This window comes from Motiliproteus sp. MSK22-1 (assembly GCF_001968815.1).
In the GTDB taxonomy this organism is placed as follows: Bacteria; Pseudomonadota; Gammaproteobacteria; order Pseudomonadales; family Balneatricaceae; genus Motiliproteus.
On the sequence record NZ_MIEQ01000044.1, the window covers coordinates 79,594 to 105,837 of the forward strand.

The 26,244-nt window shown below is 45.9% G+C and carries 23 protein-coding genes and 1 pseudogene; 8 read left to right on the forward strand and 16 right to left on the reverse strand.

Annotated features, from left to right (window positions below; all coding sequences use genetic code 11):
- The first annotated feature begins 139 nt into the window (after positions 1 to 139).
- Positions 140 to 400 carry a DUF5062 family protein gene (locus BGP75_RS10970; protein WP_076718670.1) on the forward strand — a complete coding sequence of 87 codons (261 nt, stop codon included), beginning with the start codon at positions 140 to 142 and terminating at the stop codon, positions 398 to 400.
- A 24-nt stretch (positions 401 to 424) separates the two neighbouring features.
- On the opposite strand, the gene BGP75_RS10975 is transcribed toward BGP75_RS10970, so the two are convergent.
- Positions 425 to 1,267 carry a LysR substrate-binding domain-containing protein gene (locus BGP75_RS10975; protein ID WP_076719258.1) on the reverse strand — a complete coding sequence of 281 codons (843 nt, stop codon included), beginning with the start codon at positions 1,265 to 1,267 and terminating at the stop codon, positions 425 to 427.
- A gap of 178 nt (positions 1,268 to 1,445) precedes the next feature.
- Between BGP75_RS10975 and BGP75_RS10980 the strand changes: the two genes are divergently transcribed.
- Complete coding sequence (locus BGP75_RS10980) at positions 1,446 to 2,099, forward strand: glutathione S-transferase family protein (RefSeq protein WP_076718671.1); 654 nt, start codon at positions 1,446 to 1,448, stop codon at positions 2,097 to 2,099.
- 148 nt (positions 2,100 to 2,247) lie between these two features.
- Here the strand turns inward: BGP75_RS10980 and BGP75_RS10985 are convergent, their stop codons facing one another.
- From BGP75_RS10985 to sohB, 5 genes are all read right to left on the reverse strand, one after another.
- A complete protein-coding gene (locus BGP75_RS10985) occupies positions 2,248 to 3,378 on the reverse strand; it encodes a mechanosensitive ion channel family protein (protein ID WP_076719260.1) in 1,131 nt (376 codons plus the stop codon).
- Positions 3,379 to 3,474: 96 nt separating this feature from the next.
- Complete coding sequence (nagZ, locus tag BGP75_RS10990; RefSeq protein ID WP_233152907.1) at positions 3,475 to 4,536, reverse strand: beta-N-acetylhexosaminidase; 1,062 nt, start codon at positions 4,534 to 4,536, stop codon at positions 3,475 to 3,477.
- Positions 4,537 to 4,682: 146 nt separating this feature from the next.
- A complete protein-coding gene (locus BGP75_RS10995; protein WP_076718672.1) occupies positions 4,683 to 5,171 on the reverse strand; it encodes a L,D-transpeptidase in 489 nt (162 codons plus the stop codon).
- Positions 5,168 to 5,827 carry a TetR/AcrR family transcriptional regulator gene (locus BGP75_RS11000; protein ID WP_158070096.1) on the reverse strand — a complete coding sequence of 220 codons (660 nt, stop codon included), beginning with the start codon at positions 5,825 to 5,827 and terminating at the stop codon, positions 5,168 to 5,170. Before BGP75_RS11000 ends, BGP75_RS10995 begins: the two co-directional genes overlap by 4 nt.
- A 9-nt stretch (positions 5,828 to 5,836) precedes the next feature.
- Positions 5,837 to 6,901: a protease SohB gene (gene sohB, locus BGP75_RS11005; RefSeq protein WP_233152908.1), complete on the reverse strand. Its 1,065-nt coding sequence runs from the start codon at positions 6,899 to 6,901 to the stop codon at positions 5,837 to 5,839.
- A 284-nt stretch (positions 6,902 to 7,185) separates the two neighbouring features.
- On the opposite strand from sohB, the gene BGP75_RS11010 reads away from it, so the two are divergent.
- Positions 7,186 to 7,500 carry an SCP2 sterol-binding domain-containing protein gene (locus BGP75_RS11010; protein WP_076718674.1) on the forward strand — a complete coding sequence of 105 codons (315 nt, stop codon included), beginning with the start codon at positions 7,186 to 7,188 and terminating at the stop codon, positions 7,498 to 7,500.
- Between the two features lie 702 nt (positions 7,501 to 8,202).
- On the opposite strand, the gene BGP75_RS11015 is transcribed toward BGP75_RS11010, so the two are convergent.
- Complete coding sequence (locus tag BGP75_RS11015) at positions 8,203 to 8,682, reverse strand: cyclic nucleotide-binding domain-containing protein (RefSeq protein ID WP_076718675.1); 480 nt, start codon at positions 8,680 to 8,682, stop codon at positions 8,203 to 8,205.
- Between the two features lie 376 nt (positions 8,683 to 9,058).
- Here BGP75_RS11015 and BGP75_RS11020 point away from each other — a divergent pair, with 376 nt between their 5' ends.
- Entirely contained in the window at positions 9,059 to 10,342 is a 1,284-nt protein-coding gene (locus tag BGP75_RS11020; RefSeq protein WP_076718676.1) for a bifunctional molybdopterin-guanine dinucleotide biosynthesis adaptor protein MobB/molybdopterin molybdotransferase MoeA, read from the forward strand.
- A gap of 364 nt (positions 10,343 to 10,706) precedes the next feature.
- Positions 10,707 to 11,066 (forward strand): hypothetical protein, encoded by a 360-nt coding sequence (locus BGP75_RS11025; protein WP_076718677.1) that lies wholly within the window; start codon positions 10,707 to 10,709, stop codon positions 11,064 to 11,066.
- A 138-nt stretch (positions 11,067 to 11,204) separates the two neighbouring features.
- Here the strand turns inward: BGP75_RS11025 and BGP75_RS27590 are convergent, their stop codons facing one another.
- The 3 genes and pseudogenes from BGP75_RS27590 to BGP75_RS11035 all read right to left on the reverse strand — a co-directional run bounded on the left by BGP75_RS27590 (position 11,205) and on the right by BGP75_RS11035 (position 13,021).
- Positions 11,205 to 11,339: a hypothetical protein gene (locus BGP75_RS27590; RefSeq protein WP_255395934.1), complete on the reverse strand. Its 135-nt coding sequence runs from the start codon at positions 11,337 to 11,339 to the stop codon at positions 11,205 to 11,207.
- Positions 11,340 to 11,511: 172 nt separating this feature from the next.
- Positions 11,512 to 12,018, reverse strand: a pseudogene (locus BGP75_RS11030) (transposase); the annotation flags it as partial.
- A gap of 232 nt (positions 12,019 to 12,250) precedes the next feature.
- Entirely contained in the window at positions 12,251 to 13,021 is a 771-nt protein-coding gene (locus BGP75_RS11035) for a hypothetical protein (RefSeq protein ID WP_076718679.1), read from the reverse strand.
- A 648-nt stretch (positions 13,022 to 13,669) separates the two neighbouring features.
- On the opposite strand from BGP75_RS11035, the gene BGP75_RS11040 reads away from it, so the two are divergent.
- A complete protein-coding gene (locus BGP75_RS11040) occupies positions 13,670 to 14,029 on the forward strand; it encodes a hypothetical protein (protein ID WP_076718677.1) in 360 nt (119 codons plus the stop codon).
- Between the two features lie 137 nt (positions 14,030 to 14,166).
- Here the strand turns inward: BGP75_RS11040 and BGP75_RS11045 are convergent, their stop codons facing one another.
- The 6 genes from BGP75_RS11045 to BGP75_RS11070 all read right to left on the reverse strand — a co-directional run bounded on the left by BGP75_RS11045 (position 14,167) and on the right by BGP75_RS11070 (position 22,678).
- The gene (locus BGP75_RS11045; RefSeq protein ID WP_076718680.1) at positions 14,167 to 14,382 is read right to left on the reverse strand and encodes a hypothetical protein; all 216 of its coding nucleotides are present in this window, start codon (positions 14,380 to 14,382) and stop codon (positions 14,167 to 14,169) included.
- 59 nt (positions 14,383 to 14,441) lie between these two features.
- Entirely contained in the window at positions 14,442 to 14,798 is a 357-nt protein-coding gene (locus BGP75_RS11050; protein ID WP_076718681.1) for a DUF2956 family protein, read from the reverse strand.
- 34 nt (positions 14,799 to 14,832) lie between these two features.
- The gene (locus BGP75_RS11055) at positions 14,833 to 17,631 is read right to left on the reverse strand and encodes an LTA synthase family protein (RefSeq protein ID WP_076718682.1); all 2,799 of its coding nucleotides are present in this window, start codon (positions 17,629 to 17,631) and stop codon (positions 14,833 to 14,835) included.
- A 178-nt stretch (positions 17,632 to 17,809) separates the two neighbouring features.
- Entirely contained in the window at positions 17,810 to 20,662 is a 2,853-nt protein-coding gene (locus BGP75_RS11060; protein ID WP_076718683.1) for an EAL domain-containing protein, read from the reverse strand.
- Between the two features lie 80 nt (positions 20,663 to 20,742).
- Complete coding sequence (locus tag BGP75_RS11065; protein WP_076718684.1) at positions 20,743 to 21,798, reverse strand: substrate-binding domain-containing protein; 1,056 nt, start codon at positions 21,796 to 21,798, stop codon at positions 20,743 to 20,745.
- 319 nt (positions 21,799 to 22,117) lie between these two features.
- Positions 22,118 to 22,678, reverse strand: a complete 561-nt coding sequence (locus BGP75_RS11070) for an acyl-CoA thioesterase (RefSeq protein WP_076718685.1) — start codon at positions 22,676 to 22,678, stop codon at positions 22,118 to 22,120.
- Between the two features lie 277 nt (positions 22,679 to 22,955).
- Here BGP75_RS11070 and BGP75_RS11075 point away from each other — a divergent pair, with 277 nt between their 5' ends.
- Complete coding sequence (locus BGP75_RS11075) at positions 22,956 to 25,211, forward strand: bifunctional diguanylate cyclase/phosphodiesterase (protein WP_076718686.1); 2,256 nt, start codon at positions 22,956 to 22,958, stop codon at positions 25,209 to 25,211.
- Between the two features lie 226 nt (positions 25,212 to 25,437).
- Positions 25,438 to 26,172, forward strand: coding sequence for a hypothetical protein (locus BGP75_RS11080; protein WP_083704751.1), 735 nt, complete (start codon positions 25,438 to 25,440; stop codon positions 26,170 to 26,172).
- The last annotated feature ends 72 nt before the right edge of the window (positions 26,173 to 26,244 follow it).

The window sequence follows — 26,244 nt, forward strand, 5'->3', positions numbered from 1 at the left end:
CCTCTTCACGGCCATTATCCAACCCCTCGCTTACAATCACAGCATTAAACCTAATCGATTGAATATTCTCGAACTTCAATAATGATTTTCCCAAACCTTCGTATATACTCGGATAAAATTTTGAACTGGGAAAGAAAACATGAAGAAGCTGAAGAATGAAAGTGAATTACTCAAAGAGGCTATTCGTGTCGGTGGATTATTCTTACAAAAACGCGGTGCCGGATCATTTGAGGAAACCGATGGTGCAGACCTGAAGATAACTGCTATTTACAAGCTGCTGGTGCATGACAAATTGATTCAACCCTTGGCTAAAGACCAGATAGACCTTCCTCATATGAAACACAAGCTGGCACTGTGGATTTCCAAAAACCTTCCCGCCGATCACCCATTACTTAAATAGCGTGTTATAGGGCTGGAGGATTTGCTAAGGGCTTTCAATACTGGCACTGAGAGTTCTTAGCCACTGCGGAGTCACCAGACTATGACTTTGGGGGGCCGCCATTAACACTACATCAATCGCCGGCAACTCTGGAAGTTCTGGGTGGCTTATGGCGTCAAGATCAGCCGGCACGGTAAGAGATGCCACGGCACTAATCGCCTGATCACTACGTACCAAGGCCTGGATAACGCATGCATTGGTTGTCGTACATTGTAATTCATAGGCCCGTTCGAGCTTATCCAGACCGTCGATCGCCGTTGTATGAAATTTACAGTCTTCTCCGAAAAGCACCAGTGGTAACGGATTCTGATCTATTAACGTTGAACCCGGAGCCGTCATCCAGGTTCCACGATCATGAACCATCAGATAACCTTCATCACTGTTCGGATTTCGGGTCAGGATTGCCAAATCCAGCTCCCCGGAATCCAGTCTTCCACGCAAATTTGACGAGGTGGCACAGGTTAGAGTAATCCTTAGCTCAGGGTAATCCGCCTTAATCCGCCGAACCAATTGAGGAAGAATGCTATCGGCATAGTCATCCGGACTGCCAATTCGCAGTGGAGGGTGCTCTCCGACGGCTTTCAGGGTTCCCAAAGCTTCATCGTGCAGGGCCAAAATACGCCGGGCATAATTGGCCAGTAACTTGCCATCATCAGTCAATACCAGATTGCGTCCGTCTTTTGCAAACAACGCGCGTCCACCCTCCTCCTCCAGTCGTTTCATCTGCATACTGATGGCAGATTGGGTTTTGAAGGTTTTTCGGGCTGCACCGGTAAAGCTGCCGCTTTCAACAAAGGCTAGAAAGCTACGTAATATGTCGATATCCATCGGCGCAGAATAACCAAAGATCTGCAAAATAACTATCCCATTCTAATTGCCGGTATCAATCGTTATTGCATCGTTCAATATTTCTGATGGGTGCCATCAGCCGAATTCGATTGTTTTAGTTCTCTGGGGAAGCGAGACTTAACCCACTGATAAACAATTAATTACTAGGGAACACCCCATGGCAGAAACAACTCTGATTATCGGAAACAAAAACTACTCTTCCTGGTCATTACGCCCCTGGTTGGTATTAAAGCAGCTGGGCATCAATTTCGACGAGGAGCGCATCCGGCTTTTTGAGGCAGGTTTTAAAGACAATATCCTTAAACACTCCGCAGCCGGCAAAGTACCCGTGTTAAAAACGGCAGGCTTGACCATCTGGGAAAGTCTGGCGATCTGCGAATACCTTGGCGAACAACACCCGGAACTGTGGCCAGAAGATACTGCCGATCGTGCTTTGGCCCGGTCTGCAGTCTCTGAGATGCACGCTGGGTTTATGGCCCTGAGAAATGAATTACCGATGAACTGTCGAGCCCAACAACGAAAGCTGGACTACTCGGCTGATGCTGCTGCGGATATCCAACGTATCGAGTCACTTTGGCAGCAATGCAAACAACAGTCAAAGCAGCAGGGGCCCTGGTTGTTTGGAAAGTTCGGAATCGTGGACGCATTTTATGCCCCCGTGGCAATCCGTTTGACTGGCTACCAGATTCCCCTTTCTCCAGAGAGCGAAGCCTATCGGCTAACACAGCTTTCAAACCCTTATCTTCAACAATGGATTGAGGCAGGTCAGGCCGAAGTCGAAATCATTGCTGAAGAGGAAGTAGGAGAATAAACCGAAAAATAGCCGGGAAACCGCTGCCATAGCTAGCAAGCCCACTATCACAGAGGACAGCTTAGCTTAACAGCAGCGGTGCTTCCCGGAAGATCCAGTTCCTGGTTTTGAGACCTGTGGATTAGGAATCCCTGCAGAACGATTTAACCTAGGACTCTGGATGCACTCTATCCATCTCTGCAAACCTTTCAAGATTTGCCGGGCTTAAGTCCGATGCTTTATCGTTATTGAGCAGATCGGGAGTGTGAATAGTAGAGGTCGGGAAAGCGAACTCAGCGTCATGATCTTCAACTATTGCCATGATTTTTAACATCACATCCTGCTTAATGTGATGAAACTTGACCCAGTCTGTGGTTTTAGTAAATGTGTAGATGAAAAAGTCCAGAGAGCTGGCACCAAAGCTGTTGAGATTAACAATCAGCGTTTGTCTCTGATCTATTTCAGAATGCTGCTGCAACATCTCTCTTACGGCATTGATCACCGGTTCAACCTTGGCGGCATCATCATAACGGAGACCGACTTTCTCATAGATACGACGGTTCTTCATCCGCGATGGGTTCTCGACAGAGATATTGGCAAAAGTTGCATTAGGTACGTAAAGGGGTCGCTTATCAAAGGTGCGAATCCGGGTCTGGCGCCAACCAATGTACTCCACCGTTCCTTCAATCTCCTGATCAGGAGAGCGCACCCAATCACCAACAACAAAGGGGCGATCAAGGTAAATCATCAAACCACCGAAGAAGTTGGCCAATAGATCTTTAGCCGCAAAACCGACGGCTATTCCGCCGATACCTCCAAAGGCCAGCACACCTGATATGCTGTAACCCAACGACTGCAGTATCACCAGAACAGTGGTAATAATGATGGAAGCCCGAAGCAGCTTGCCAATCGCATGAGCGGTTGTCTCGTCCATCGGTTTTTTGAAGCGCTCAGGTTCCAGTACAGCCTGCTCACCGCCTTTTACCAAACGGATCAGGAACCAGCTGAGCAATACAATTACAGCAACATCGCGGACCGGTTCGACGGCAACCAGAATCGATGTATCGGACTTCATATCGACCAACATGGCCGCCCAGGACAGTCCAATAACCCAGATAAGCATCGACACTGGCTGACGAGAGGCCTCTACCAGAATATCATCCCACTGGTTCTTGGTTTTCTCCAGTTTCAGGGCAACCCGGTTGAGCATTCGCCTGACAATCAAATTGGCCAGCAACGTGATAAACACCACCACGAACACTTCGATAACCCACAATCCTTCCTGACCCTGCAATCCCATCTGGGACCAGAGTTGTGTCCAGTATTCTTTTAGCTCAATAGCCAGAGAGTCCACCACTCAGCTCCTTTTACACTTGATTTTTTGTTGACTGATTGATCATTGAGTCAATAGATCCAGCTGTTGCTTTGTCCTGAGCCAACGCGGGTCCGTTCTAAGAGTATCAATGTCTACTGTTTTTTTGGCTTTCATCGCAACCACACCCGGGACACTGGGCAACTGCTGGGTTTCCATCCAAACCAGTACGTCCCTGGCAGCATCAGGATGATTACAAACCAAGACCATGTCACAGCCAGCCTCTATCGCGGCTTGTGCCCTTTCCGGGTAGGATCCGGCAACACCGGCTCCTTCCATACTCAGATCATCACTGAATATCATTCCAGTAAAACCAAGCTGCTGTCGCAAAACCTGCTGTAACCAAAACGTGGAAAAGCCCGCCGGGAGATCATCACACTGGTTATAGATTACATGGGCGGGCATCAACGCATCCAGAACTTTATCAAATCCCTGAATTTTTTCTGAGGTCGCATCGATAAGTTGTGCAAACGGTTGAAGATCCTGACTGCTGATTTGCTCAAAACTCCGTTCGTCCACCGGTACTGTCAAGTGAGAGTCAGCAGATACGGCACCATGGCCAGGAAAGTGCTTCCCGGTGGTAGCCATACCCGCCTCGTGCATTCCATTCATCAGTGCTTTCGCCAGAGTAATGACCTGATCGACATCAATACCAAAACTGCGATCACCAATCACCTGACTGATCTCACGATTAAGATCAAGTACCGGCGCAAAGCTGATATCCACCCCATGGGCAATCAGCTCGGATGCCAGCAACCATCCGCAATCACGAGCAAGCAGCAAGGCCTGTTCGGGACTGTTTTCGTATAAATGCCCTATCCGCCCCATGGCAGGTATTCGAGTAAAACCCTCGCGGCAACGTTGTACCCGACCTCCCTCTTGGTCTATTGCAATAAGCAGTTCAGGTCGAACCTCATGAATAGCCTGTGTCAGGGTTTTCAGCTGTTCAGGATCGGCATAGTTACGGGCAAACAGAATAACGCCACCCACCGGTTGTCGCTCTAAGACTTTGGCTTCAGCAGATGTTAGTTGCAAGCCCTCAACATCAAGCATCAACGGCCCAGCAGCTGTGTTCGATACAGACACCCATTCTCTCCTTGATTCTGTTTTGTGACTCGATTTTATGATTCGGTTATATGATTATTTTTTAACGCTTTATTTAACTTTTTGGCTGGTTCTATTGGCTTACAGGACGATCAACCGTTGACCGGAAGTCTGACAGCAGAGGTTGCTCACTCCCGAATGAGAACAGGAGTTCCCACAGGGGTATGATCGAATAACCAGATAATGTGCTCATTACGCATACGAATACACCCGTGAGAAACAGGTATTCCCATAGGTTCAGTATCCGGAGTACCGTGTAAATATATATAACGGCGCATACTGTCTACATTACCGAGACGGTTATAACCAGGCTCACATCCACATAACCAGAGGATCCGACTGAGAATCCAGTCACGATCGGGATTAGCCTGGGCCAATGCAGGACTATAAATTTCCCCGGTGGGCCGACGTCCCACAAAGACACTGCCAGGCGCCTGATGCTCTCCGATCCGGGCCCGCACATAGTGCCGCCCCCGGGGAGTACACTCACTGCCAGTCAGCTCTCCACAGCCGTTTAACCCGGTAGAGACAGGAAATTGCCTGACTGGTTGTTGATCCTGAATAAACGTCAGTTGCTGCTCGGCCAGAGAGACCTCGAGACTGACATCTACGCTCACAAAAGCTTCTCCACCTTCTCGGATACCGTATCAGCCGATGCAGACAACCCGGCGACCAGAAACGGAACCAGACGATGCAAGGTTATTTCCACAGAAGACTGCGAGTCGTAGGCATCTGACTCTATTTCGTTCAGAGCCTGATGACTGGACAAGGGCAGGATAGCGGCTCCCAACATCAGATGTGTTCGCCAAAAGAACTCATCTTCACTGACATTAGGAACGGATGCATGCAAAAGACACATGAATCGTTTAAAGGTCTGACCGTATTGCTTAATGATAAACGGGCGAAGATCACTCTGAGACTCCAGATAGGCGAAACCCATTAACCGCATAAACAGAACAACCCCTTGTGGCCTGGAGCCCGCAGCCCGCAGCACCGACTTGACCAGCATCTCGAATAACTCTTCAGGATGAATGGTTGTCTCATCAACCATTCGTTCACTGATGCGGCTTTCGATATCATGACAAAGAGGTGTCAGAAAATGCTCGGCGACAGCCTGAACCAACGCTTTACGGGACCCAAAATGATAGTTCACCGACGCCAGGTTAACCTTGGCCAGACCGGTAATATCTCGTAAGGACGTTTCCTGAAAACCGTGCTCGGCAAACAGTGTAATAGAAGCGTCCAGTATTTTTTTAGCAGTGTCCTGAGACAATCTCAGCTCCTAAGAGAAATAACGTGTTTTCTGAATGCGATCCCACCAAGTGAGCAGCAGCCGATCTACCGAAGCAGAAACCGAAAGCCCAAACCTCTCGGGTAACGATTTCCTTTCAACATAACTTATATGGTAAACATCACCTTCGTTGCAAGCATTTAACAAATACTCGTCACTGGTGCTGATCTCATCAATCAAGGCTTTGTCCATGGCTCGGCGTCCAAACCATACCTCACCATTTGCGACTTCTTCTATATTAACCTTAGGGCGATGCTCTGCAACAAACTCTTTAAACAGCTCATGAGTATCTTCTAAGTCTTCGACAAATTTTTCCCGATCTTTATCAGTATTTTCGCCAAACATGGTCAACGTTCGTTTGTATTCACCTGCTGTAAGCATTTCAATATCGACATCGTGTTTCTTTAACAAGCGATGGAAGTTGGGAATCTGGGCTACAACGCCGATTGACCCTAAAACGGCAAAAGGGGCTGCAATCAGCTTATCGGCCAGACAGGCCATCATATAACCGCCACTGGCTGCCACCCGATCGACAGAGATAATCAACGGTATCTTGCGATCTTTAATACGCAACAGTTGAGAAGATGCCAGACCGTAGGAGTGAACCATACCTCCACCACTTTCCAAACGAAGCATAATTTCATCCTGCTCGGTGGCCATAGTCAGTATCGCGGTAATCTCTTCACGCATCGGTTCAACATCAGAAGCTTTGATATCACCATCAAAGTCGAGCACAAAGACTCTCTTCTTATGCTCTTTTTCTAAATCAACACCTTTTTTGACCTGTTTAGCATTGGCTTTTGCTTCCGCCTTGGCCTTTTTCTTTTCGTCTTTACGCTCTTTTTTAAGCAAGGCTTTATCGACAATCGCTTCCTTAAGAGAATCGGTCATCTCGTCCAATTCCACATTCAGGTGCTTAACCTCAATATGGCCATCTGACTCCCCTTTGTTCTTGGCTCCCAGCTGAACAGCAGCCCCTATCACTACGATAATGGCAATAACGATAGTAACGGCTTTAGCGAGAAACAGGCCATATTCTGCAAAAAATTCCAGCACAGAGTGCTCCTTATCCAATTGTGCTTTAAAAAACTGAATGGATTGTATCAAAAGAGTAAGGCAACAGGGACCAGTTAGTGGGATGAAAATTGAATTCTATGGTCGCAATCAAAATATTTATTTTTTTGTAGCAAAATTTGGAACTTATTCGCCGGTTTCTTATACAAAGAATGCTCAAAAGCCAAGCTCCGGCAGTCACACTTAAGCGGATGATTTTCACCGCTACTTTAAAGAAATAGCAGACCTGCTATGATTAAACCCTGTTATTTTTAAGGATGCATTGCATGAAATCAGTAGTCGAAGTTATGAACAAATTAGTCAGCAAATTTCAAGCAGACGCTGCTGGTGACATGGAAGCGGTTTTCCAGATTAACATCGAAGATGATCAGCCTTATTATGTGAGCATCAGCAATGGAGAATGCGAAGTGTCTGAGGGTGAACATCCTGACCCGGAGGTCACGCTGATCATGGACAGTGAAACCTTCGTCGATATCATTTCCGGTGATCTCGGTGGAACCTTTGCATTTATGAGTGGGCGCCTGCGAGCTGAAGGCGATGTTATCCTGGCGACCCGACTTACCAGTCTGTTTAAACGCTAGTCAATCTAAAGATCAAAAGGTTAAACACCGAATCTTTTAATTCCGTCAGATTTTTAACAGTCACCGTCTTTCGATTCCTGACTTTCCAGCAGCTGACCCAGCTTAATCAGCTATAAGCCTGCTTATGCATTAAGCCGGGTCAGGGGGACAACAGCAAAGTATCAGTCTGAATGACAGCATTCTTAGCAAAAAACAACCAAAACCTTTGAACAAACCTTCCCGATTCCAGCAGTAGAAAATTCTTGACATCACAAAAAACTGTCGCCAATCCAGCAAAAACTGGAAGTTGATATTCACACAACAGCAGCGACAAAACTAATGACAAAAATCAATGGTGTTTTTATCAATATTTTCTAAAATAAACCCTATTGACATTAATATCCTATTGTTTTTTATAGACTTTATGATATTGGTTGTTTTTTGACCAATCTAACATAAAGCCCCAGAATATGGGCTCCTATCCCCGTTACGCATAATTCATTCACAGCATTATCCACAACCTCTGTGGGCAAAATCCTGAACCCCTTATGTTCTGGGAGTTGTCCCTTCTTTAACATAGTTTTATGACAATTAATGATGCGAGGCAACAATAGAAATAAAGCAGAAAATGGCTGTATTTATAGAATTATTTTCAACTAAAGCTGGCCTGCAAATTGCGTTGCTGCTCTGATTTTTACATCGACGATCGCAAGACAATCTGTATCACTTTACCAGTCTTTCAGTTTCACTACAGCCAAACAGAGAACCACTGATCACAGTGTCCATGGAGCTTAAGCGGCTGCTGATTTCCCGAGCAATATTTGTCAACAGGCAAATATAAAGATCTTTGTTGGTCTGGCGAATATGCTCCAAGCTTTCACTGGACAGCCAAAACACAGTTACCGGCTCTATCGCTCTGACAGATGCGCTACGACGATGTGTGTCAATCAACGCCATTTCCCCGATGCTGTCTCCCTCCTGCCTGACCGCCACTCTAACCTGAGCACCACCCGGCACCTGATTGAGTATTTCTACGGCTCCTTGCTGTATCAGAAAAAGCCGATCAGCCAGATCATCCTGCCAGAACAGATAAGCACCATCACCGTAACTCTTAAGATTTAATAACGTGGACAGAAATGCAATGTCCTCGTCGCTCACTCCAGCAAACAAGGCATAGGATTTAAGGCTAAGATGATTGGTCATGATAAGAATTCCTGAGCGTTAGTAGGCCGGTAAATAAATACCAACCATTTTTTTCAGCTCTTGTTTATCTGGTTCTAAAAACGACAGAAGCCCAGGGTGGACCTCGCGGCCCCCCAGGGCTTAAACATCAACGACATGAAGGGGGGATGGCGTTGATGCCTTCTTTTAGTATAGCCTCTTCTGACAAACATGGGATATTTAACTGATCAGGCCACAATCTGAAGCCACAGCTGTTCTTCAATATCGACAAAACTTACTGTTTTTTTGATTCCGGAACGCTGCAATTGATCGTCTGAATAGCCCGTTGTATCCTCGATTACCGCCTACCCAACGGTAGGATAGACAGACAACCAGAGCCCAGGATTCGAGACCCCGTATGAAGACCAAACAAGCAAAAGAACGCCACCAGAACTGTGGTGGTCAAACCTCGGAGCTGATGCCGGTTATCGAGGGGCAGCAGCGTATTCTCTCAGAAGTCACCCCCTTAGCACACACTGAAGCAATAGATGTACAACAAGCACTGGGACGTATTCTGGCCACTGAGGTTATATCCCCCATCAATGTTCCCGCTTACAACAACTCAGCAATGGACGGTTACGCCGTTGCCAGCCAGGACCTCCCGGCAGAGGGTGACGCAAAACTGCGCATTGCAGGAAAGGTACTCGCTGGACATCCATTTGAGGGGGAACTTAAATCCGGCGAATGCGTTGAGATAATGACTGGCGCCCAGGTCCCAGATTCCCTGGATAGCGTCATCATTAAAGAAGTCTGCACAGTTGACTCAGAGCCAAACGATATCAATTACGTTATATTCCCTGCCGGTGCCAAACCCGGCCAAAACCGCCGCCTGGCCGGTGAGGATCTGTCCATTGGATCTGTGGCCGTTGGTCAGGGCACCCGACTCGGAGCAGCAGATCTCGGCCTGATAGCCTCTCTGGGTCAAGCCAGACTGGACGTCCTGCGCAAACCCCGCGTTGCCTATTTTTCCACCGGGGATGAAATCAGAAGCCTGGGAGAATCTCTAAGCCCCGGCCAAATCTACGACAGCAATCGCTACACTATCATAGCGCTATTAGAAGCGATGAACGTAGAAGTACTTGATCTGGGTGTTATTGCGGATCAAAGAGAAGCCGTAGAAGAAGCGTTCTTGCAAGCCAGCAACCAGGCAGACATGATACTCAGCTCCGGTGGAGTTTCTCTGGGCGAGGCTGATTTTGTTAAAGAGACTCTGGACAAGTTAGGCCAGGTCAACTTCTGGCGATTAGCCATCAAACCCGGCCGTCCGTTGGCGTTTGGCAGAGTCCGGGATTCCCTGTTCTTTGGACTACCGGGCAACCCGGTTGCCGCTATGGTCACCTTCTTACAATTCGTCAAACCCGCACTGGCTAAACTAGCCGGGGAGACAGATATCTACCCCCACAGCTTTGAAATCACCTGCGCCGAAAAACTGAAAAAAAGACCCGGTCGAACCGAATATCTCAGGGGCATTTGCAGCACAAACAACAATGGAGAGTTACAGGTAAAAACCACCGGCCATCAGGGCTCCGGCATACTCACCTCCATGAGCCAAGCCAATTGCCTGATCGTGCTGGAACCTGAAAGAGGAAATATTGAGATAGGAGATAAGGTCCGCGTTCAGCCCTTTGATGGACTGATGTGATTTTGTTTAACAAACATATTAGTCAAGTCGGGCCTGACATGAATAACGATTTTGGTATCCCGCATGTATTTCAACATCACAATGCTTACCGATCAGACTGCTGCTGGGAATCCCGTTCAGTCATGAAATCATCAGTCATTTACATCCCGGACAGAAAGTAGCTATCCCAGCTATTTTCTACAGGAATAGAATACAGTCGACCCCAACAACCCAAAATCCATATATAAAACTGATACCGAACTGAGCCGGTGTTTAACTATCGTTTACCTACACTTCAACCGGTGCAGCCATGGCTCAAGCGTAACCGTTCAAGCCATGGCTGACTCTATCAACAACTTCTACTCTCAATGAAAGGTAAAGGATTATGGCACTTTCAGCGTCTTTAAAAATTGTGAACCACACCAGCTATTCCATCAAAATCACCAGCGTAGAGAAGGTCAATGACGACTCCACTTTTGCCGGGATTGATGTGGGCGATGTTATCGCATCGGATGGCTCAGAAACCCTTGCTATGGGTAACTCTTCTGTCTTTATCGCTCCGAAAGGTTGCGGAGCAGATATTGGTTTTGTCATTGGTGATACTAATATGGATCTGGGGGCTATCCGGTTGGATATTCCGGCGGTTGGCGCCCATAGCTTTAGTTATGGCAATGAGAGTGTCGTTAGTTATGATACGACTAATCCCAGCGGCAATAACTATGAAGTCGCTGTCGGCTTGAAGTAAATCTGCCAACGACAACCCGCATGGTATCATCCTGTATCAGGCGGGTTTTGACATATGTCTGTATATAAAACAAAGGCTCCAATGCACAAATTGGATAAGCTCAAAGCCCTATGAAAAAACCTATCTGGATAGTCCTCTCTATTTATCGGAATGATTCGAATCCTCATCTTCCGCCTTATCCTCAATGGCTGAATTAGCCTGCTTTTGTTTTTCTTGCGATGGTTTTTCATGCTGGCTTAAGTTTTCTTCTGTATCCTCTGGCCATCTGTTCATTCTGACTAAACTCAGGAAGAATACATACCCTACATACCCTAGGGTCAGACCCTATTGGTCCTGCGATGGTTTTTCATGCTGGCTTAAGTTTTCTTCTGTATCCTCTGGCCACCTGTTCATTCTGACTAAGCTCAGGAAGAATACATACCCTAGGGTCAGACCCTATTGGTCCACGGTCATAGAGCTTGCTATCAGTCGGGAAACTGATGTTCTTTTCCTGAACGGTGGTATCCACCACGACCCGCTTGAGGCTCGACGGCTGTATCACCTTCAGTTTCAGTCCGGCCTCAATTGTCGCCGTCAGCAACCACTCGCAACCCGCCTCACCGATCCGCTGACGCCAGCGGGTTAAACTGGTGGGGTGGCAGGGAAACTCGTACTGAAAGAACGATTCGCCACAAAAATACTGCCAGTAGGGCGATTCCAACCACTGCTCAACGACCACTTCATCGGACATGTTGTACGCATGCTGGAGATACATCAGACCCGCCACCAAGCGGGTGGGTAAGGCGCTGGCTCCAGCCGTGTCGCAGAAATGCTGTCCCAGTTCACGATCCAGTAAATCCCAATCGATAGTATGGGCCAAACGCACCAGTCGGTGATCTGGGTTGACCAGATCATCTAACCGGCGTCGAAACAAATCATCTTGAGGTAGAGCTTCTGGCTTTCTCGGTTTCATGTGATTCTGCAGACTTTTGGCCGGATACAGCTAAAAACGGCGAGTTTTAGATAGATTAAACTGATATTTTACCTGAATATTCAGAGAGTTAAATATTAATCAGGCTCGACTACTGAGAGTACAGCAATGTAATTTTTTTTATGCTAAAGCACTTTCCTCCGTGTTTCCCCAAACCGCACCTATTCTGGTACTCTGGGGCCAGATCCCATTGGTCTTTTTAGAAAAATATTTTCTATTTTTTTACAAGAACTAAAATCTTTAGAATAAAGTTGAAAATGGTCATTTGGAAAGCCAAAAATGTAAAGGACCACAACAGAGTCTGAACAGCACATATTAACATCAAAGATGAAAACAAAATGTGATTAACCGTCAGTGCAACATAAGGAAAAATGTAGCATGCGAATGCCATGAAAAATATTATTGGTATTTGTACAACCAATTTAATTGATCCCACCCCAATTCGCTGACCTCGCACTACCTGACCAGAATCCTTCATCAAACAAACATATCGATCAGCGTAGAAACCAAGCTCATATAGTGAAGAACAAATATAAGAAATTGAAAAAGAAAAGAGAAGAAAATTATTAATAGAAACAACATTAAATAAAGGCATTTTCTCAACATTTTCTTCAGAAATACTCTCATTAAAAACGCTTACAATAAATTCAACATCAATCCGAAAAAATTCTTCAAAAAAAACAATCACATCTTCGTAAAATCCGAAATACATTGATATAAACAAAGGAGCAAATAATAAACAATAATTGAATGCTATCGCTCCATACCGAAACGTCAATGTATCTATATTTAGCGGACGTTTGTCTAAATCAAGAAAATAAAAAGATAGAAAAAAAAGGAGAACAGAACTTACAGAAACAATTTTTATAGAGGAAATAGCATCAAAAAATAGAAATGTAAAAAAACATAGCAACCAAACAAAAAAAACGGAAGCATTAAGTATTAACGAATTTTTTCTAGTATTTTTTAAAGAATTTAATTCCATTAATAATAAATCTCAATCGCCATAAAGGGATATATTTGAAGAGGAATAATAGGTTACTTTTTGCAAAAGTCCCGGTCCTCAGATTCACTATGACTCGACCGTTCTGTTTGATCATTAGACAATCTGATCAGAACTAATAGTCCTGGCACAGGAACCTGGAACCGTCCATGGAAGAACTTGAGCAAAAGAGACTCGACTAGGCTGTAGTAAATCGGTAGATCGCTTGGTCTTTTGTAAGAAACTGCAAGCATTAGAGGCTAAATCCTTCTATATTCAGCATTGTCCGTAATTAAGCGCTGGCGAATAATAGCAAAAAAATTCTAAAATACAAACGTCTGTTCTATTGGAGGAACTCTCTGTTGGACTATTTTATCCCCCAACCATTCCAGACATAGTACCTTTGAATATCAAACCCAATACTTAAGGCGTAGAGCCTCAACGCGCGCGAATTCACGTAGAATGCTTGTAACCTGTACAAGTTTTTCCCTCAAGCCCCCTGAGCCATATATAAAACTGATACCGAACTGATCCGGTGTTTAACTATCGTTTACCTACACTTCAACCGGTGCAGCCATGGCTCAAGCGTAACCGTTCAAGCCATGGCTGACTCTATCAACAACTTCTACTCTCAATGAAAGGTAAAGGATTATGGCACTTTCAGCGTCTTTAAAAATTGTGAACCACACCAGCTATTCCATCAAAATCACCAGCGTAGAGAAGGTCAATGACGACTCCACTTTTGCCGGGATTGATGTGGGCGATGTTATCGCATCGGATGGCTCAGAAACCCTTGCTATGGGTAACTCTTCTGTCTTTATCGCTCCGAAAGGTTGCGGAGCAGATATTGGTTTTGTCATTGGTGATACTAATATGGATCTGGGGGCTATCCGGTTGGATATTCCGGCGGTTGGCGCTCATAGCTTTAGTTATGGCAATGAGAGTGTCGTTAGTTATGATACGACTAATCCCAGCGGCAATAACTATGAAGTCGCTGTCGGCTTGAAGTAAATCTGCCAACGACAACCCGCATGGTATCATCCTGTATCAGGCGGGTTTTGACATATGCCTGTATATAAAAAAAGGCTCCAATGCAAAAATTGGATAAGCTCAAAGCCCTATGAAAAAACCTATCTGGATAGTCCTCTCTATTTATCGGAATGATTCGAATCCTCATCTTCCGCCTTATCCTCAATGGCTGAATTAGCCTGCTTTTGTTTTTCTTGCAATGGTTTTTCATGCTGGCTTAAGTTTTCTTCTGTATCCTCTGGCCATCTGTTCATTCTGACTAAGCTCAGGAAGAACAGGGTTGCTGCGGTACATAGCACTGCAATTATCAGTAACCACCAAAGACCCAAATTCATTCAGCACTCTCCAACCCAGCTTGCACATTATTGATTTAACAGTCTTAGCTACTGTAAATTTATAAGGATAAACCGACTCGGGTAACAAACACATATCCAGCAAATCCACACCAGGACAACACCAGTAATAACCAAGGTAGGAGCGGTTTAGCTATATTTTTCTCTGCTTCATCGGAGTTTGAGCTGATATTCGTTTCTTGAGATGCAGGTGTTGAAGCATTTTTTTGTCGTTTATTAAGATCCCGAGTTTTTTCTTTTTGTTGTTTCTTATAAATCTCAATTCCTTTTTGAATACCTTGAGCGATTAGCTTAGTTTGTTCCTTTGTCTGCCCTGCCTTTTGCGTACTGCGGGCGACCGCCATGGCTTCGGAGCGAGTTTGCTCGGAGACCCTGTTCTTTTTGTTATACTTGGCCATATAGCCCCTCACTAGATGCTGGCAATACAGAGCGTTAGCCGTTTTTAAGTAACTTGAATGAATAAATATGGATACCCAGCTCTCTACCATCATCACTAAGACCCAGACTTTTTGGAGATGTTGGTTTTTCAATATTAAGGGTGAATTGATTCAAACCTTCACGAACAGCAACGGCTGGTACAGAGATATTCAGCTCTTGCCGACTATCTGGATAGCTGTAACTTACGGTACCGAGAAAGTGATCATTAAGTAATAGCTCAACCTTCTGCTCCGGGTTCTTTTTATTGACATAGGCTTGTGCACCTAATTGCAACTGATAGCCTTGGGCAGCGATATCATCCGAGTCAACCACGAATGCCAATACAGCCTTCTCCCCTTCAGTCCAGGTTCCCGAATCCTCTGGAATACTCCAACCATTCACTTGAAAACCAGCCCCTTTACTATTGGGACTGAATTGCACAGTTCCACCTAACTTGTATCTTGAAGAAATAAAATAGGTACCTGCATCTGTCGTCGAATAACCCAACCGCTGTTTACCTTTTACGATTGCAAACTGCTCAACACCAAAGGGGCTTGGTATTGCCTGGGGCTCAATGATGACATTAAACTCATCAACGATTAACGCCTCCTTATCAGTCGCTAATGCTCGTCCCATAGCGCGGCTTTGATCTTCTCCTTCGATGATAGCCTCTGAGCGGCCTTGTATACCGGCGTAGAGATTAGGAGAGAAATTGGTAAGCCCTTTTTCTGCGTAAAAATTATAGCGCAGCTCCAACTGCTCACCATTATTCAGGGTAGGTAATCGGATGTAGTTCAGCCTAACCTCTTTCTGATACTCACCTTGGCCAATAAAACCTTTATGATCAAGAAATAGTGATGCTCCGTCATTATTACGGTTGACTTCAGGTCTCAATTTTAAGCTGATAGTCACTTTGCTTGACGGTGGGACGTTTATAATCTGACCGCCGGATATCATCGCCATTTGGTTGGGACTAAGGCGGTGGCTTGATTGACTTAGCAGAGCTAACCTGTTCCGCCCCTTCTTCCGGCCTTCGGCGAGTACCTTATCAACATGATAAGCACTTGCTTGTATTCGTTTTTTTACGCTATCACTGTCGGAACCAGCCAGTTCCATTTTGTTATATTTGGCTGAAAATAACTTTCCATTCTGAGTTTCGTATCGAGAACAATTCCCAGCGCTATTGCAACCAACGACCGACCCCTCATGTTCCAGCTGAAACCCCATCACCGAATGAAAGAGCATGCTGCGAGGTTGATCGTAATGCCTGAAAAGACTTCGTCCTATCATCTCACTCCCTTTCTCACTCAATCCAAGATAGTCAAGAATAGAAATACTTAGATCGCTCAGTCCATAAATACCAGAATGTATTCCTGGTTTAATCCCCACTCCCATCATCAGGTTAAGCCCCCAGTTGTTGCCATAGGGTTGACCTTTCACTCCATGGGACTCATCGGAGGTGAAAATGATTAGTGTATCCTTAGGCACCCCCATTTGGTTTAACCGGTCCATAAAGGGCCCAAGTGCCCTGTCTAAATAAGCAACTGCCGCTTGTTTACGATTGACATAGTGTTGTGCCAGTTTGTCAGGAACGGCATATGGATGGTGGGTACCAATGGTCAGCAGCGTCAAAAACCAGGGTTCGGGCTGGGTATCCAGCTGAGTAATTTTATCAACGGCCTGTTCGAAAAATGCCATATCATCAGGTCCCCAACCAAACGGAATATACTGCCGGGAGAACCAGTTCTTACCATTTACATCCTGAAATCCAATTGCAGACATGAATTGATCCTTGGACATAAAGGCCAGATCGGCAGCTTGTAAGTATGATGTCCGATAACCTGTGTCAGCTAGTATTTTCGGTAAACACCGCTTTCGTTGGTGTGTATCCAGTTGCAGATATTCCAACGACTTGGGGGTTGTCAGCGACTGTTTGCTGTAATCACCGCAGAGCATGCTGTAAAGCCCCCGAATGGTCTGCTGACTATGGGTAACAAAGCTTGGTATTATTTGACTGGTCTCAGCTATTCGACTCAGGTTAGGCATCAGATTGCTTCGAGGTAAATCAAAATAGTCCTGAATACTCGTAATATAGGCTCCCGGTATTCCCTCCAGTACCACTAATAATAGGTTAGGCTTGATTTCTGCTCTCGAACGACTCTCCAGAGCTACAACTCGATCAGTATTTATACCGCTGGTTTGATTATTGCTATTGACTTCATTCTCAAAGCCGGAAAAACTCCCGGAGTCTTGCAAGCTGTAGTCAAGGCCGTCTTCAGCCGAGTCCGACATAACATACTGAACAACCGACAAGGCCAATGGGTTGCTCTCCTGCCAGGTGTCCGCATCCAAAGCCAGTGAAAAAGTACCCAACGTTGATCCAGCAAACAGAACGAAAGTATAACGAAAATTAAAATTATGGCCCCAACGAATTCTTAGGAAGGCGACAAGAAAGACAAGAATAAACCCCAAGTATAGAATCGGGAAACTCAGAGAGGCCAACGAACTCGACAAAAAGTCACCATCACCTCCATAGTGAAGATCCATCAGATTGATTGGCTTGTTCAGGGCGATAATACTTTCTAAGTTGGCAAAATGGGCTATTGGCCAAAGCAGCACTATTAGCGCTATCCAACGATTAACCTTGTTAATTAAGATGAATAAAGACAGGCCAAAAACTGCAACCAGAAAATCTGAAGTCAACGCCTGCAACGACACCCCTTCCCCGACCATTCCCAGATAATCAACGGCAAGGTATCTGCTGACAAAATTAAGACTGATGAACAGAAGCAATATGAACAGCGAGTAACCCACAGTAGAGCGCCCTTATCGAAAGGTGATAGTTTTAATATTAATGATATTCGCAAGTCGCAGACACGCCGAGCCAATACATTCACAGAACGTGGGGGATAGTGCTTTCTTTTACCCTGGAAGTCCATTCCACAAAGTCCACTTAACCGTAAAGACATCAAAACCAATATCATAAGAGTTTCTAAACCGGAATTTTCAGCACAGGAGCCCGGTCTTTCCCTATCCGCTCATTAAACCGGCAGACAGGTAGCGGGTGACTGATATAAAAACCCTGCAGATAATCGCAGCCCAAGCCGGTAAGAAAGTCCTGTTGCTGTTCCGTTTCGACGCCTTCAGCGGTGACGCGAAGGTCCAGACTGTGGGCCATGTGAACAATGGCTTCTACCAACCGGCATGCGTTTTTATCTTCAGGACAGTCACGCACGAAACTGCGGTCTATCTTCACGATGTCAACGGGAAACTCTCGCAGATAGCCTAAAGACGAATAGCCGGTACCAAAATCATCCAGCGCAAATCCAACACCCACTGCCTTGGTTTTAGCTATACAGTCCTTGATAGCATCACTATTTTCCATCATTACAGATTCTGTAATTTCAAACACCAGATTAGCGCAATCAACCTCCGCTTGTGCCAGGACTCGTTCTAACCAAAGCGGAAAACCCGGGTGGCGAAACTGCATCCCGGAAATATTAACGGCGAGCGTTAATTGACAATAGCCTTCTTGTTGCCATTTCTTTAGCTGATCGATGGCTTGTTCTATGACCCACTGACCGATTTCGACAATCAGACCACTGTCCTCGGCAATAGCAATAAATTCGTCCGGGTTCACTAGTCCGCAATCAGGATCAAGCCAGCGAATCAAGGTTTCAGCACCGACAATACGCCCATCAGATGCCCTGACTACCGGTTGGTATAGCAACACGAAATTATCTTTCTTAATCGCGGCTCTTAGCTCCTGCTCCATCTGTACCCGATACAGAGCATCAGCCTGCATTTCATTGGAATAAAATTGAAAGCAGTCTTTACCTGCCTGTTTGGCTTTATACATCGCGATATCGGCATTTTTCAATAAGACCAGAAAGCTGTTACCGTCATCAGGAAAAACCGTAAGCCCCATGCTGCCACTGATATTAATCTGATGACTATTCAGGAAAAAGGGCTGTCGCAATACATCAAGCACTTTCCCGGCAATACTGGGTAGAAGCTCCTCATCATTGATTTCATTAAGTACGATAGTGAATTCATCCCCCCCCAGGCGTGCAACCATATCCTGTTTACGGACGGTCATCTGAATACGTCGAGCCACTTCAACAAGAAGCTGATCCCCTACATCATGTCCAAGGGTATCGTTAACCGTTTTAAAGCGATCCAGATCAACGGTCAGCATCGCCAGTTTTAAACCTTTACGACTCGCATGAGCCATTTCCTGATCCATAGAATCTTTAAGCAGGTTTCGATTTGCCAACTCGGTTAGTGCATCATAATTGGCCTGTCGCCAGATTGCCTGTTCCTGATTCTTTTGATTCGATATGTCACTGAACAGGCCGATATACTCGGTTACATTATTATCGTCATCGAACACTGCTGTTATTATCTGCCACTCGGGGAAAACCTCCCCGTTTTTGCGTCGATTGTATATTTCTCCTTCCCATTGACCGGTTTCCTTTAATGATCTCCAGATGCTGTCATAGAATGCAGCGGAATGCCGGTCCGATCGTAAAATCGAAAAAGGTTTCCCGATAACCTCACTTAGGTTGTATCCGGTCATGGACTCAAATGCAGGATTAACCATCGTTATGATGCCATCAACATCGGTAATCATGATCGCTTCAGTAGTTACATCAAATACCGTTGCGGCTTCCCAAAGCCCTCGCTGAGCCCTTTGCCTTGCATCAAACTCATCCAGGAACAGGTTAAAACCTTCAGTTAAATCGGCCACTTCTCCGCTTCCTTCCACCTCAAGTCGCTGCCTACTTGTTCTCTGGGAATCCGGTTGACGAGGGTCTTTTTTCAGCTTTTTAAATGCTTCCGTCACTCGTCTGATTGGCAGCGCTACAGATCGAGACAGATGAAAAGCAATCCAAATCACCAATATCAGCACCAGGACAAAGATAGCGATCAACTGCTCCTCTACTCGACCAACCCCCATCAGCAGTTTCTGCTCAGGAACCATCGAGATCAATTTCCAGCCCTGCTGGGTTGCAGAAATCTGAGTAATATATACGCGGTCGCCGTCACCTCCTGCCTGATACTGAGCATCATCATCGGCCAGCCTGGTGGCCAGATCAGCATCGATGAAGTCACCAATTTTTGTAACATCCGGATGTACGACAAAACGGTTATGTTGGTCAATCAGGAAGATCCCCCTGCCAGAGGAGCCGCTTGTAGTTTTGTTATTCAAATAGTTAGAAAGCGATTCCGGACTGTAATTAATGATCAGCCCTCCAACAACTTTGCGCTCAAGCGTCCGGGGGTTCATTTTGTAGAGCGGTTTGACCGCCGGTAAAACATATTTTTGATCTGAACGAACATTGGTGTTTGCCAGGATACCTGGCCAGTATAGATAGGATTCTTTTTTTTGCGCTTCAGAGAACAATTGCGGCTTGAAATCTCCACTGTCAAAATCAAGTGTATCACCCACCTGATAATGACTGCCCGAAGCATAAACGACCTGAATTGAAATTAATCCTTCAATGTTCAGATAACTATTTAAAACCCGACCTATTTTCTCCTCAGTCACGAGCCGTTGGTAGGTCGTGACTGAAGTCTGATTTGCAGTGACAGATTCAGAGATCTCTTCGATACCAGACAAACTCTCTGCCAGGAATTCAACCTGTTTTAGAATCAAATCGACTTGTTCCCGGCGGCTTGCCAACAATTCAAACTCTTTCACCAGGGCCTTGTGAACCAAGGTTTCAGAGACCGTATCGAGGCTCAGCATACTGGCGACTATCAGCGGTACCCCACCGATCAATGTCAAATAGGCAAAGAATTTAGGGGTCAGGTTTAATCGAGTTAAAAAAAATTCTCTCAAAAACTACTCCTTACACGTGAATTCGAAATCTGTTCCTTAAAGCCGGTTTCAGTTGTAAAAAGTAACGCTAAGCGGTCATTCTAGGAGTCTCCTCCAGGGGATTTCAGAGGCTTGATTGCAGCCCCTGCAGATGCAGTAATCAACTCAGCATCAACATAAGTAATCTCGGGGAGCACCTCCCCGTTAAGCGCACGCAAAGCATATTGAACGCCCAGATAACCTTGAACAGCCGGATTCTGATCCACCGATGCCTGCAGAGTGCCCTGCTCAATGGCCTGTCTCGCCGGTATTAAAGCATCAAATGAAGAAACAAGTACGTCTTCACGACCCGCTTCACGAAGTGCTTCAATGGCGCCCAGAGCCATCATGTCATTCGCTGCGAATATAAGATCAAGCTGTGGGTATCGAAGCAGCCACTGTTCCATGAGGTCATGACCCTCTTCTATTTTCCAATGACCACTGTCGACTGTTAACAAACTGATTTTGGGGTTTTCACGAAATGCCTTTAGCGCTCCTTCAATCCTGTCATCAGAGTTAAGTGCTTCAGGGATTCCGCCCATAATTGCGGCCTGTGCAGGAAACTGAATTTTATCAGCAATATATTTAGCACTGCGGTATGCCGCAGCTTTATTATCAACACTGATAAAGGGTACGGCTGCCAAACCATTTTTTTTGGAAAAAAAGGGGTCCAGTTGGTTGTCAATATTCACCACGACAATCCCAGCCAGCTGAGCCTTACGCAGTACCGGTATCAATTCAACCGAATCCCCAGGCGCAATGACTAGCGCATCAACCTGGTCACGGATAAGATCTTCGACGATACCGATCTGTTGCTGAATAGAGGTTTCGGATGCCGCCATTTTTACGATCAGATCCACTGCAAATTCCCTTTCAGCTCTACGAGCGCCTCTTTCCATTTCCAAAAAAAAGGGGTTGGTCAGAGTTTTCATAACCAGAGCAACTCTGGTTGTTTTCTGAGCTTCTGTAGACGTATTTCCGAGAGGATCGTTCGCTTTTAGGTTTAGATCAAAAGGTGTGCGGTCGCAGCCTGCAATAATGGTTAGCAGGGAAATAAACAAACAAACGCAGGTAGCGCTGATCTGATACAAAGGGCGGTTAGCCGGCGGCTCGTCCATCTTGTCCTTTTTCCTTTAATCCTTATTACGATCGCAACGACTATCGAAAGGTAAGGCTGCATTTTAAACGATGCATCAGGAAGGAAGATTAGCTACCAGAAACTGATTTTTCCAATTTAGGGAGAAGTTTTTGTGATTCAAGATGTGCCTTAGTTAAACGGCCAGAAGGGAGCCAAACAGCCCCGGGGCTCCGTTATTCGCACTGCGACCATAGCAATGCAGTCGACCAAGGATACTCCTGAGTACGTTAGGAACTCTGGTTTCCGAGCCGTTGACTCCCAGACAAACTGATGTTTCCAAAATGCCTGGAGCTCGACTTTTATGATTTGTAAAGTTTGCAGTTCTCTCCTTCCAGGTGATTGATCTCTTTAATCATATCCAGGCCAGATTTGATTTTTTTCATTTCCTGCCGATGCCCTCGTTTAACTTCACGACGGATCTTACCTTCAATAAATCGACGGATTTCTTCTTCCGTCTCAAGAATCAAGCCAGAAATAGACAGGGGTTTACGGGTTTCTTCATCCAAAGCAACCATCGTAAAATAGCTGGTGTTGGTATGCTTTATCGCACCGTTGGTAAAGTCTTCCGAGGTCACCCTGACGCCAATTTCCATAGACGACTTACCGACATAGTTCACTGAAGCAGAAAGCGTTAACAACTCCCCCACTTCAACAGGGTTTAAGAAATCCACCGAATCCACCGAGGCAGTCACGCAATAGCCTTTGGCATGGGAAGCAGCGCAGGTATAGGCAATCTTGTCCAGCAACGAAAGAATAATCCCCCCATGAACCTTGCCACCAAAGTTAGCATAGGAAGGAACCATCAACTCCTTCAGCACCGTGTGAGAATCTTTAACTTTCCTAAAATCTACTGCGCTCATCATTGTCACCCGGTTTCGATTATCATCAGATACAGCAATTATTGTCAGGTAATCACCGTGATCGTGACTATAGACTAAAGTCTACCCAACCTGAATAGGATGAGCCTGTTGAGACAAAAGATATTTAAAGACGATAACCATCGATCCTCAACAGTCCGCCCAGGTCTCGAATCTTTGTCCTACACTATCCTAAGGTAGTATCTTAATAGCAATAGCTTTATCATCAAAACTCTTATTGCCAATATTTTCAATGCCTTAGTGGTATAGTTCACTATATATGGAAGAACAGACAACGGTTACGACAAATCCTGCCATCCCCTGGGTTGTGGCCTTCCTGGCCTGTGCCCTCGCATCTTTGGGTGTTTATTACGCAGATCAGGTAGAGCATCGTCGTTATAAACAAGAGCTGCGCAGTGAAACGCTTGAACAGCTGAGCCATATCAGGGCGGGGATTGAAGGCAAGCTTAACAGTGATCTTCAGTTGTTTGCGGGTTTAGTGGCACAGATATCCTTACATCCGGATATCGCCCCCAGTGAAATTGAGGAAATGATCAAAGCGCTGATGGCTAAACGGGACCTTGTCCGGTCTATTGGTGTATCTGAGGGCTTTATCGTACGTCATGTATTTCCGTTGAAAGGAAATGAAAAGGCTCTTGGACTTAACTATCTGGCTAACGAATCGCAGCGGGAACCTGTTCTGCGAGCGGTCAGCACTCGCCAGAATGTACTCGCGGGTCCCATTACTCTGGTTCAGGGAGGGCAGGCCCTGATCGGTCGACTACCGATATTCTCCGCTGTTGCCATAGAGTCGATGCCCGCTGGCAGTTTTTGGGGAATGGTGAGCATTGTTATTGATATTGATAAGCTGTTTGATCAGGTGGGTCTATCGGCCCCCGATATCAGTATTGACGTGGCGATCCGTGGACGTGACGGTCTTGGTGAGGTGGGTGAAACCTTCTGGGGGGATGGACAGCTTTTTGATGAGGATACGGCGTTCCTGGACCTGTCACTACCGGGCGGTCGCTGGCAAATAGCAGGTGCTCCCAACGAAACAATGCTTCATACCTTTACCAGTTTTCGTAACACTCTTCGAGTCATGGGCTCCATTGTCGTTCTGTTGTTTGGCTTGGCAGCTTTTTTTCTAAGTCGGCAACTCCAGCAACAGTTAATGATCATTGAAGTTCAAGAGCGGTCCAAAGAGCAAATCTGGTACGCCGCAACTCATGATCCCTTAACAGGAATGGCTAACAGACACCTGTTCAATGAAGAGCTGGTGCACTTAATTGCCGTAGCCAGGCGAAATCAAAATGCTCTGGCTGTACTCTTTCTGGATCTTGATGGCTTTAAGGATATCAATGATTCATTCAGCCATCAGATGGGTGACCTTTTTCTCAAGGAGTTCGCCAAAGCATTATCAAGCCAGATACGAGCGTCAGAGCTGGTTGCCCGGCTGGGAGGCGATGAGTTCGCCATCGTCAGTGGAGATTTCGAAGAGGGTGAAGATGCCGCCATTCTCGCTCAACGCATCACTGATTTAGTGAGTAAGCCGATAGCAGTAGGTCAGAACAAATTTCATATAGGTGTCAGTATCGGCATCGCTGTTTATCCTGATGACGGTGAGACTCCCGACGAGTTGCTACATAACGCTGATCTGGCAATGTACCGGTCTAAAGAAAGCCCGCTTAACAACTACACCTTCTTTAAGGAGAAAATGAACCAGGAGGTTCAGGCACAAAAAAACCTGGTCAGTGACATACGTGCAGGACTGGACGGGAATCAGTTCTCACTGGCATACCAGCCAATTATCGATCTCAGTGAATCCAGAGTTATAGGAATTGAGGCGCTCGCCCGCTGGCAGCATCCACAACGCGGAACCGTGTCACCGGGCGTCTTTATTCCCGCCGCTGAAAAATCAGGGCTGATCATCCCCTTTGGTGAATGGGTTTTGAAACAAGCCTGTCACGAAGTTATTGATTCTCTTAAAAACAGGACAGCCCCCGTAGAGTTATCAATCAATCTGTCTCCGATTCAGCTGCACCGTGGAAATCCACAGAACCTGGTAAAGACAACCCTGGAGCGCTATCAGCTATCCCCAGCGGCTCTGGATATCGAGATCACCGAAAGCGCAATTCTGGAAGACGTTGATAAAGCGACCAAAGTTGTCAGAGAGCTGAGAAGACTCGGCGTGTCGGTGACTATTGATGATTTCGGCACCGGTTATTCTTCACTTTCTCACCTTCGTCACCTACCCGTTAACCGGATAAAAATCGATCTCTCTTTCGTTCGAAGAATTGGCCGCGATGCCCACAGTGAAGCCATTATCAAAGCTATCTTATTTTTAAGTAACACACTGAACATTCGCGCTACAGCAGAAGGGGTAGAAACACGAGCGCAACTGGATTTCCTGAAACAACATGGTTGCAGTGAAATCCAGGGATACTATTTTTCCAAACCGCTTACTGATCAGGCAATTCTTCGATATATAAAGGACTTTTCACTCGCAGAGTGCTGTCAGTCATTAGGGAACCGATGAACAGGTCTATTCGGCCCCTATCTGCCAGATTGAAGCGGCAAGAATCCTTAATTCTGACCCCTTAACCCTGGTCATCGGCCTCTAAGAATTACGGCTAAAGTTCCGTAGCCAGGACTTATCACCAAATATTTTTTATTTCATGCATCCATTCCTCCAAACCCAACGTTTCCATAGGTACCTACTGTCAAATTAATAAGTACCGATCTATCCAATAAAGAGAAATACCATGGAAACAACAACCAATAAGCCCCTGTTAACAATTCTGCCGATATTGACTTTAAGCTTGGCGGTAAGCGCCTGTGCTTCCAGCATGTCATCAACTGAAGCGAGAATGCCTGCCAAGTCTGTCGTTACCGCACAAGGAGAAGTCTGGGCCGACAAAAGTGGAAAAACTCTGTACACGTTTGCCAAAGACGAGCAGAACGTCTCTAACTGTTATGGCCCTTGTGCGCAAAAATGGCCCCCTTTTATTGCCGGAGCCTATGCCGAAAAGCAGGGTGACTTTTCAATATTGACCCGCAAAGACGGTGCCCGCCAATGGAGCTATAAAGGAGCGCCTCTGTACAGCTGGATCAAAGATAAAAACCAGGGAGAAACAACCGGGCATGGTGTAAAGAATGTCTGGTTTGTTGCCCGAAGCGACGATGCTCCGGTCAGCGTATTTAATCGGGGAAACACTCAATTGCTGACTGATGCCAGCCAGAAAACGCTCTATATTTTTGACAAAGATAAAAAAGACCAGTCTAACTGCTACGATAAGTGCGCCACTCTTTGGCCACCTCTACAGGCCTCCAGTAACGACCAGGCCAGTGCTCCCTTTGGTATTATTCAGCGTAAAGATGGTAGCCTACAATGGACACTCAACAGCCAGCCGCTTTATACCTGGATTAAGGACAAGCAGCCGGGGGATATCTCAGGAGATGGTGTGAAGGGCGTCTGGCACCTGGCTCGTCATCCATAAAAAGCACGTGCGTTGAAATGATCCAACTCGAAGCTGAATACTACAGTGTAATGTAGCCATCGAAGGTTATCT

Coding starts and splice junctions, on each gene's coding strand:
- BGP75_RS27590 (WP_255395934.1), bottom strand. CDS start 11,339: ATGAACAGATGGCCAGAGGATACAGAAGAAAACTTAAGCCAGCATGAA.
- BGP75_RS11015 (WP_076718675.1), bottom strand. CDS start 8,682: ATGACCAATCATCTTAGCCTTAAATCCTATGCCTTGTTTGCTGGAGTG.
- BGP75_RS11070 (WP_076718685.1), bottom strand. CDS start 22,678: ATGAGCGCAGTAGATTTTAGGAAAGTTAAAGATTCTCACACGGTGCTG.
- BGP75_RS11080 (WP_083704751.1), top strand. CDS start 25,438: ATGGAAACAACAACCAATAAGCCCCTGTTAACAATTCTGCCGATATTG.
- BGP75_RS11065 (WP_076718684.1), bottom strand. CDS start 21,798: ATGGACGAGCCGCCGGCTAACCGCCCTTTGTATCAGATCAGCGCTACC.
- BGP75_RS11075 (WP_076718686.1), top strand. CDS start 22,956: ATGGAAGAACAGACAACGGTTACGACAAATCCTGCCATCCCCTGGGTT.
- BGP75_RS10985 (WP_076719260.1), bottom strand. CDS start 3,378: ATGGGATTGCAGGGTCAGGAAGGATTGTGGGTTATCGAAGTGTTCGTG.
- BGP75_RS11010 (WP_076718674.1), top strand. CDS start 7,186: ATGAAATCAGTAGTCGAAGTTATGAACAAATTAGTCAGCAAATTTCAA.
- BGP75_RS11050 (WP_076718681.1), bottom strand. CDS start 14,798: ATGGCCAAGTATAACAAAAAGAACAGGGTCTCCGAGCAAACTCGCTCC.
- BGP75_RS11035 (WP_076718679.1), bottom strand. CDS start 13,021: ATGGAATTAAATTCTTTAAAAAATACTAGAAAAAATTCGTTAATACTT.
- BGP75_RS11045 (WP_076718680.1), bottom strand. CDS start 14,382: ATGAATTTGGGTCTTTGGTGGTTACTGATAATTGCAGTGCTATGTACC.
- BGP75_RS11020 (WP_076718676.1), top strand. CDS start 9,059: ATGAAGACCAAACAAGCAAAAGAACGCCACCAGAACTGTGGTGGTCAA.
- BGP75_RS10970 (WP_076718670.1), top strand. CDS start 140: ATGAAGAAGCTGAAGAATGAAAGTGAATTACTCAAAGAGGCTATTCGT.
- BGP75_RS10975 (WP_076719258.1), bottom strand. CDS start 1,267: ATGGATATCGACATATTACGTAGCTTTCTAGCCTTTGTTGAAAGCGGC.
- BGP75_RS11040 (WP_076718677.1), top strand. CDS start 13,670: ATGGCACTTTCAGCGTCTTTAAAAATTGTGAACCACACCAGCTATTCC.
- BGP75_RS10980 (WP_076718671.1), top strand. CDS start 1,446: ATGGCAGAAACAACTCTGATTATCGGAAACAAAAACTACTCTTCCTGG.
- BGP75_RS11025 (WP_076718677.1), top strand. CDS start 10,707: ATGGCACTTTCAGCGTCTTTAAAAATTGTGAACCACACCAGCTATTCC.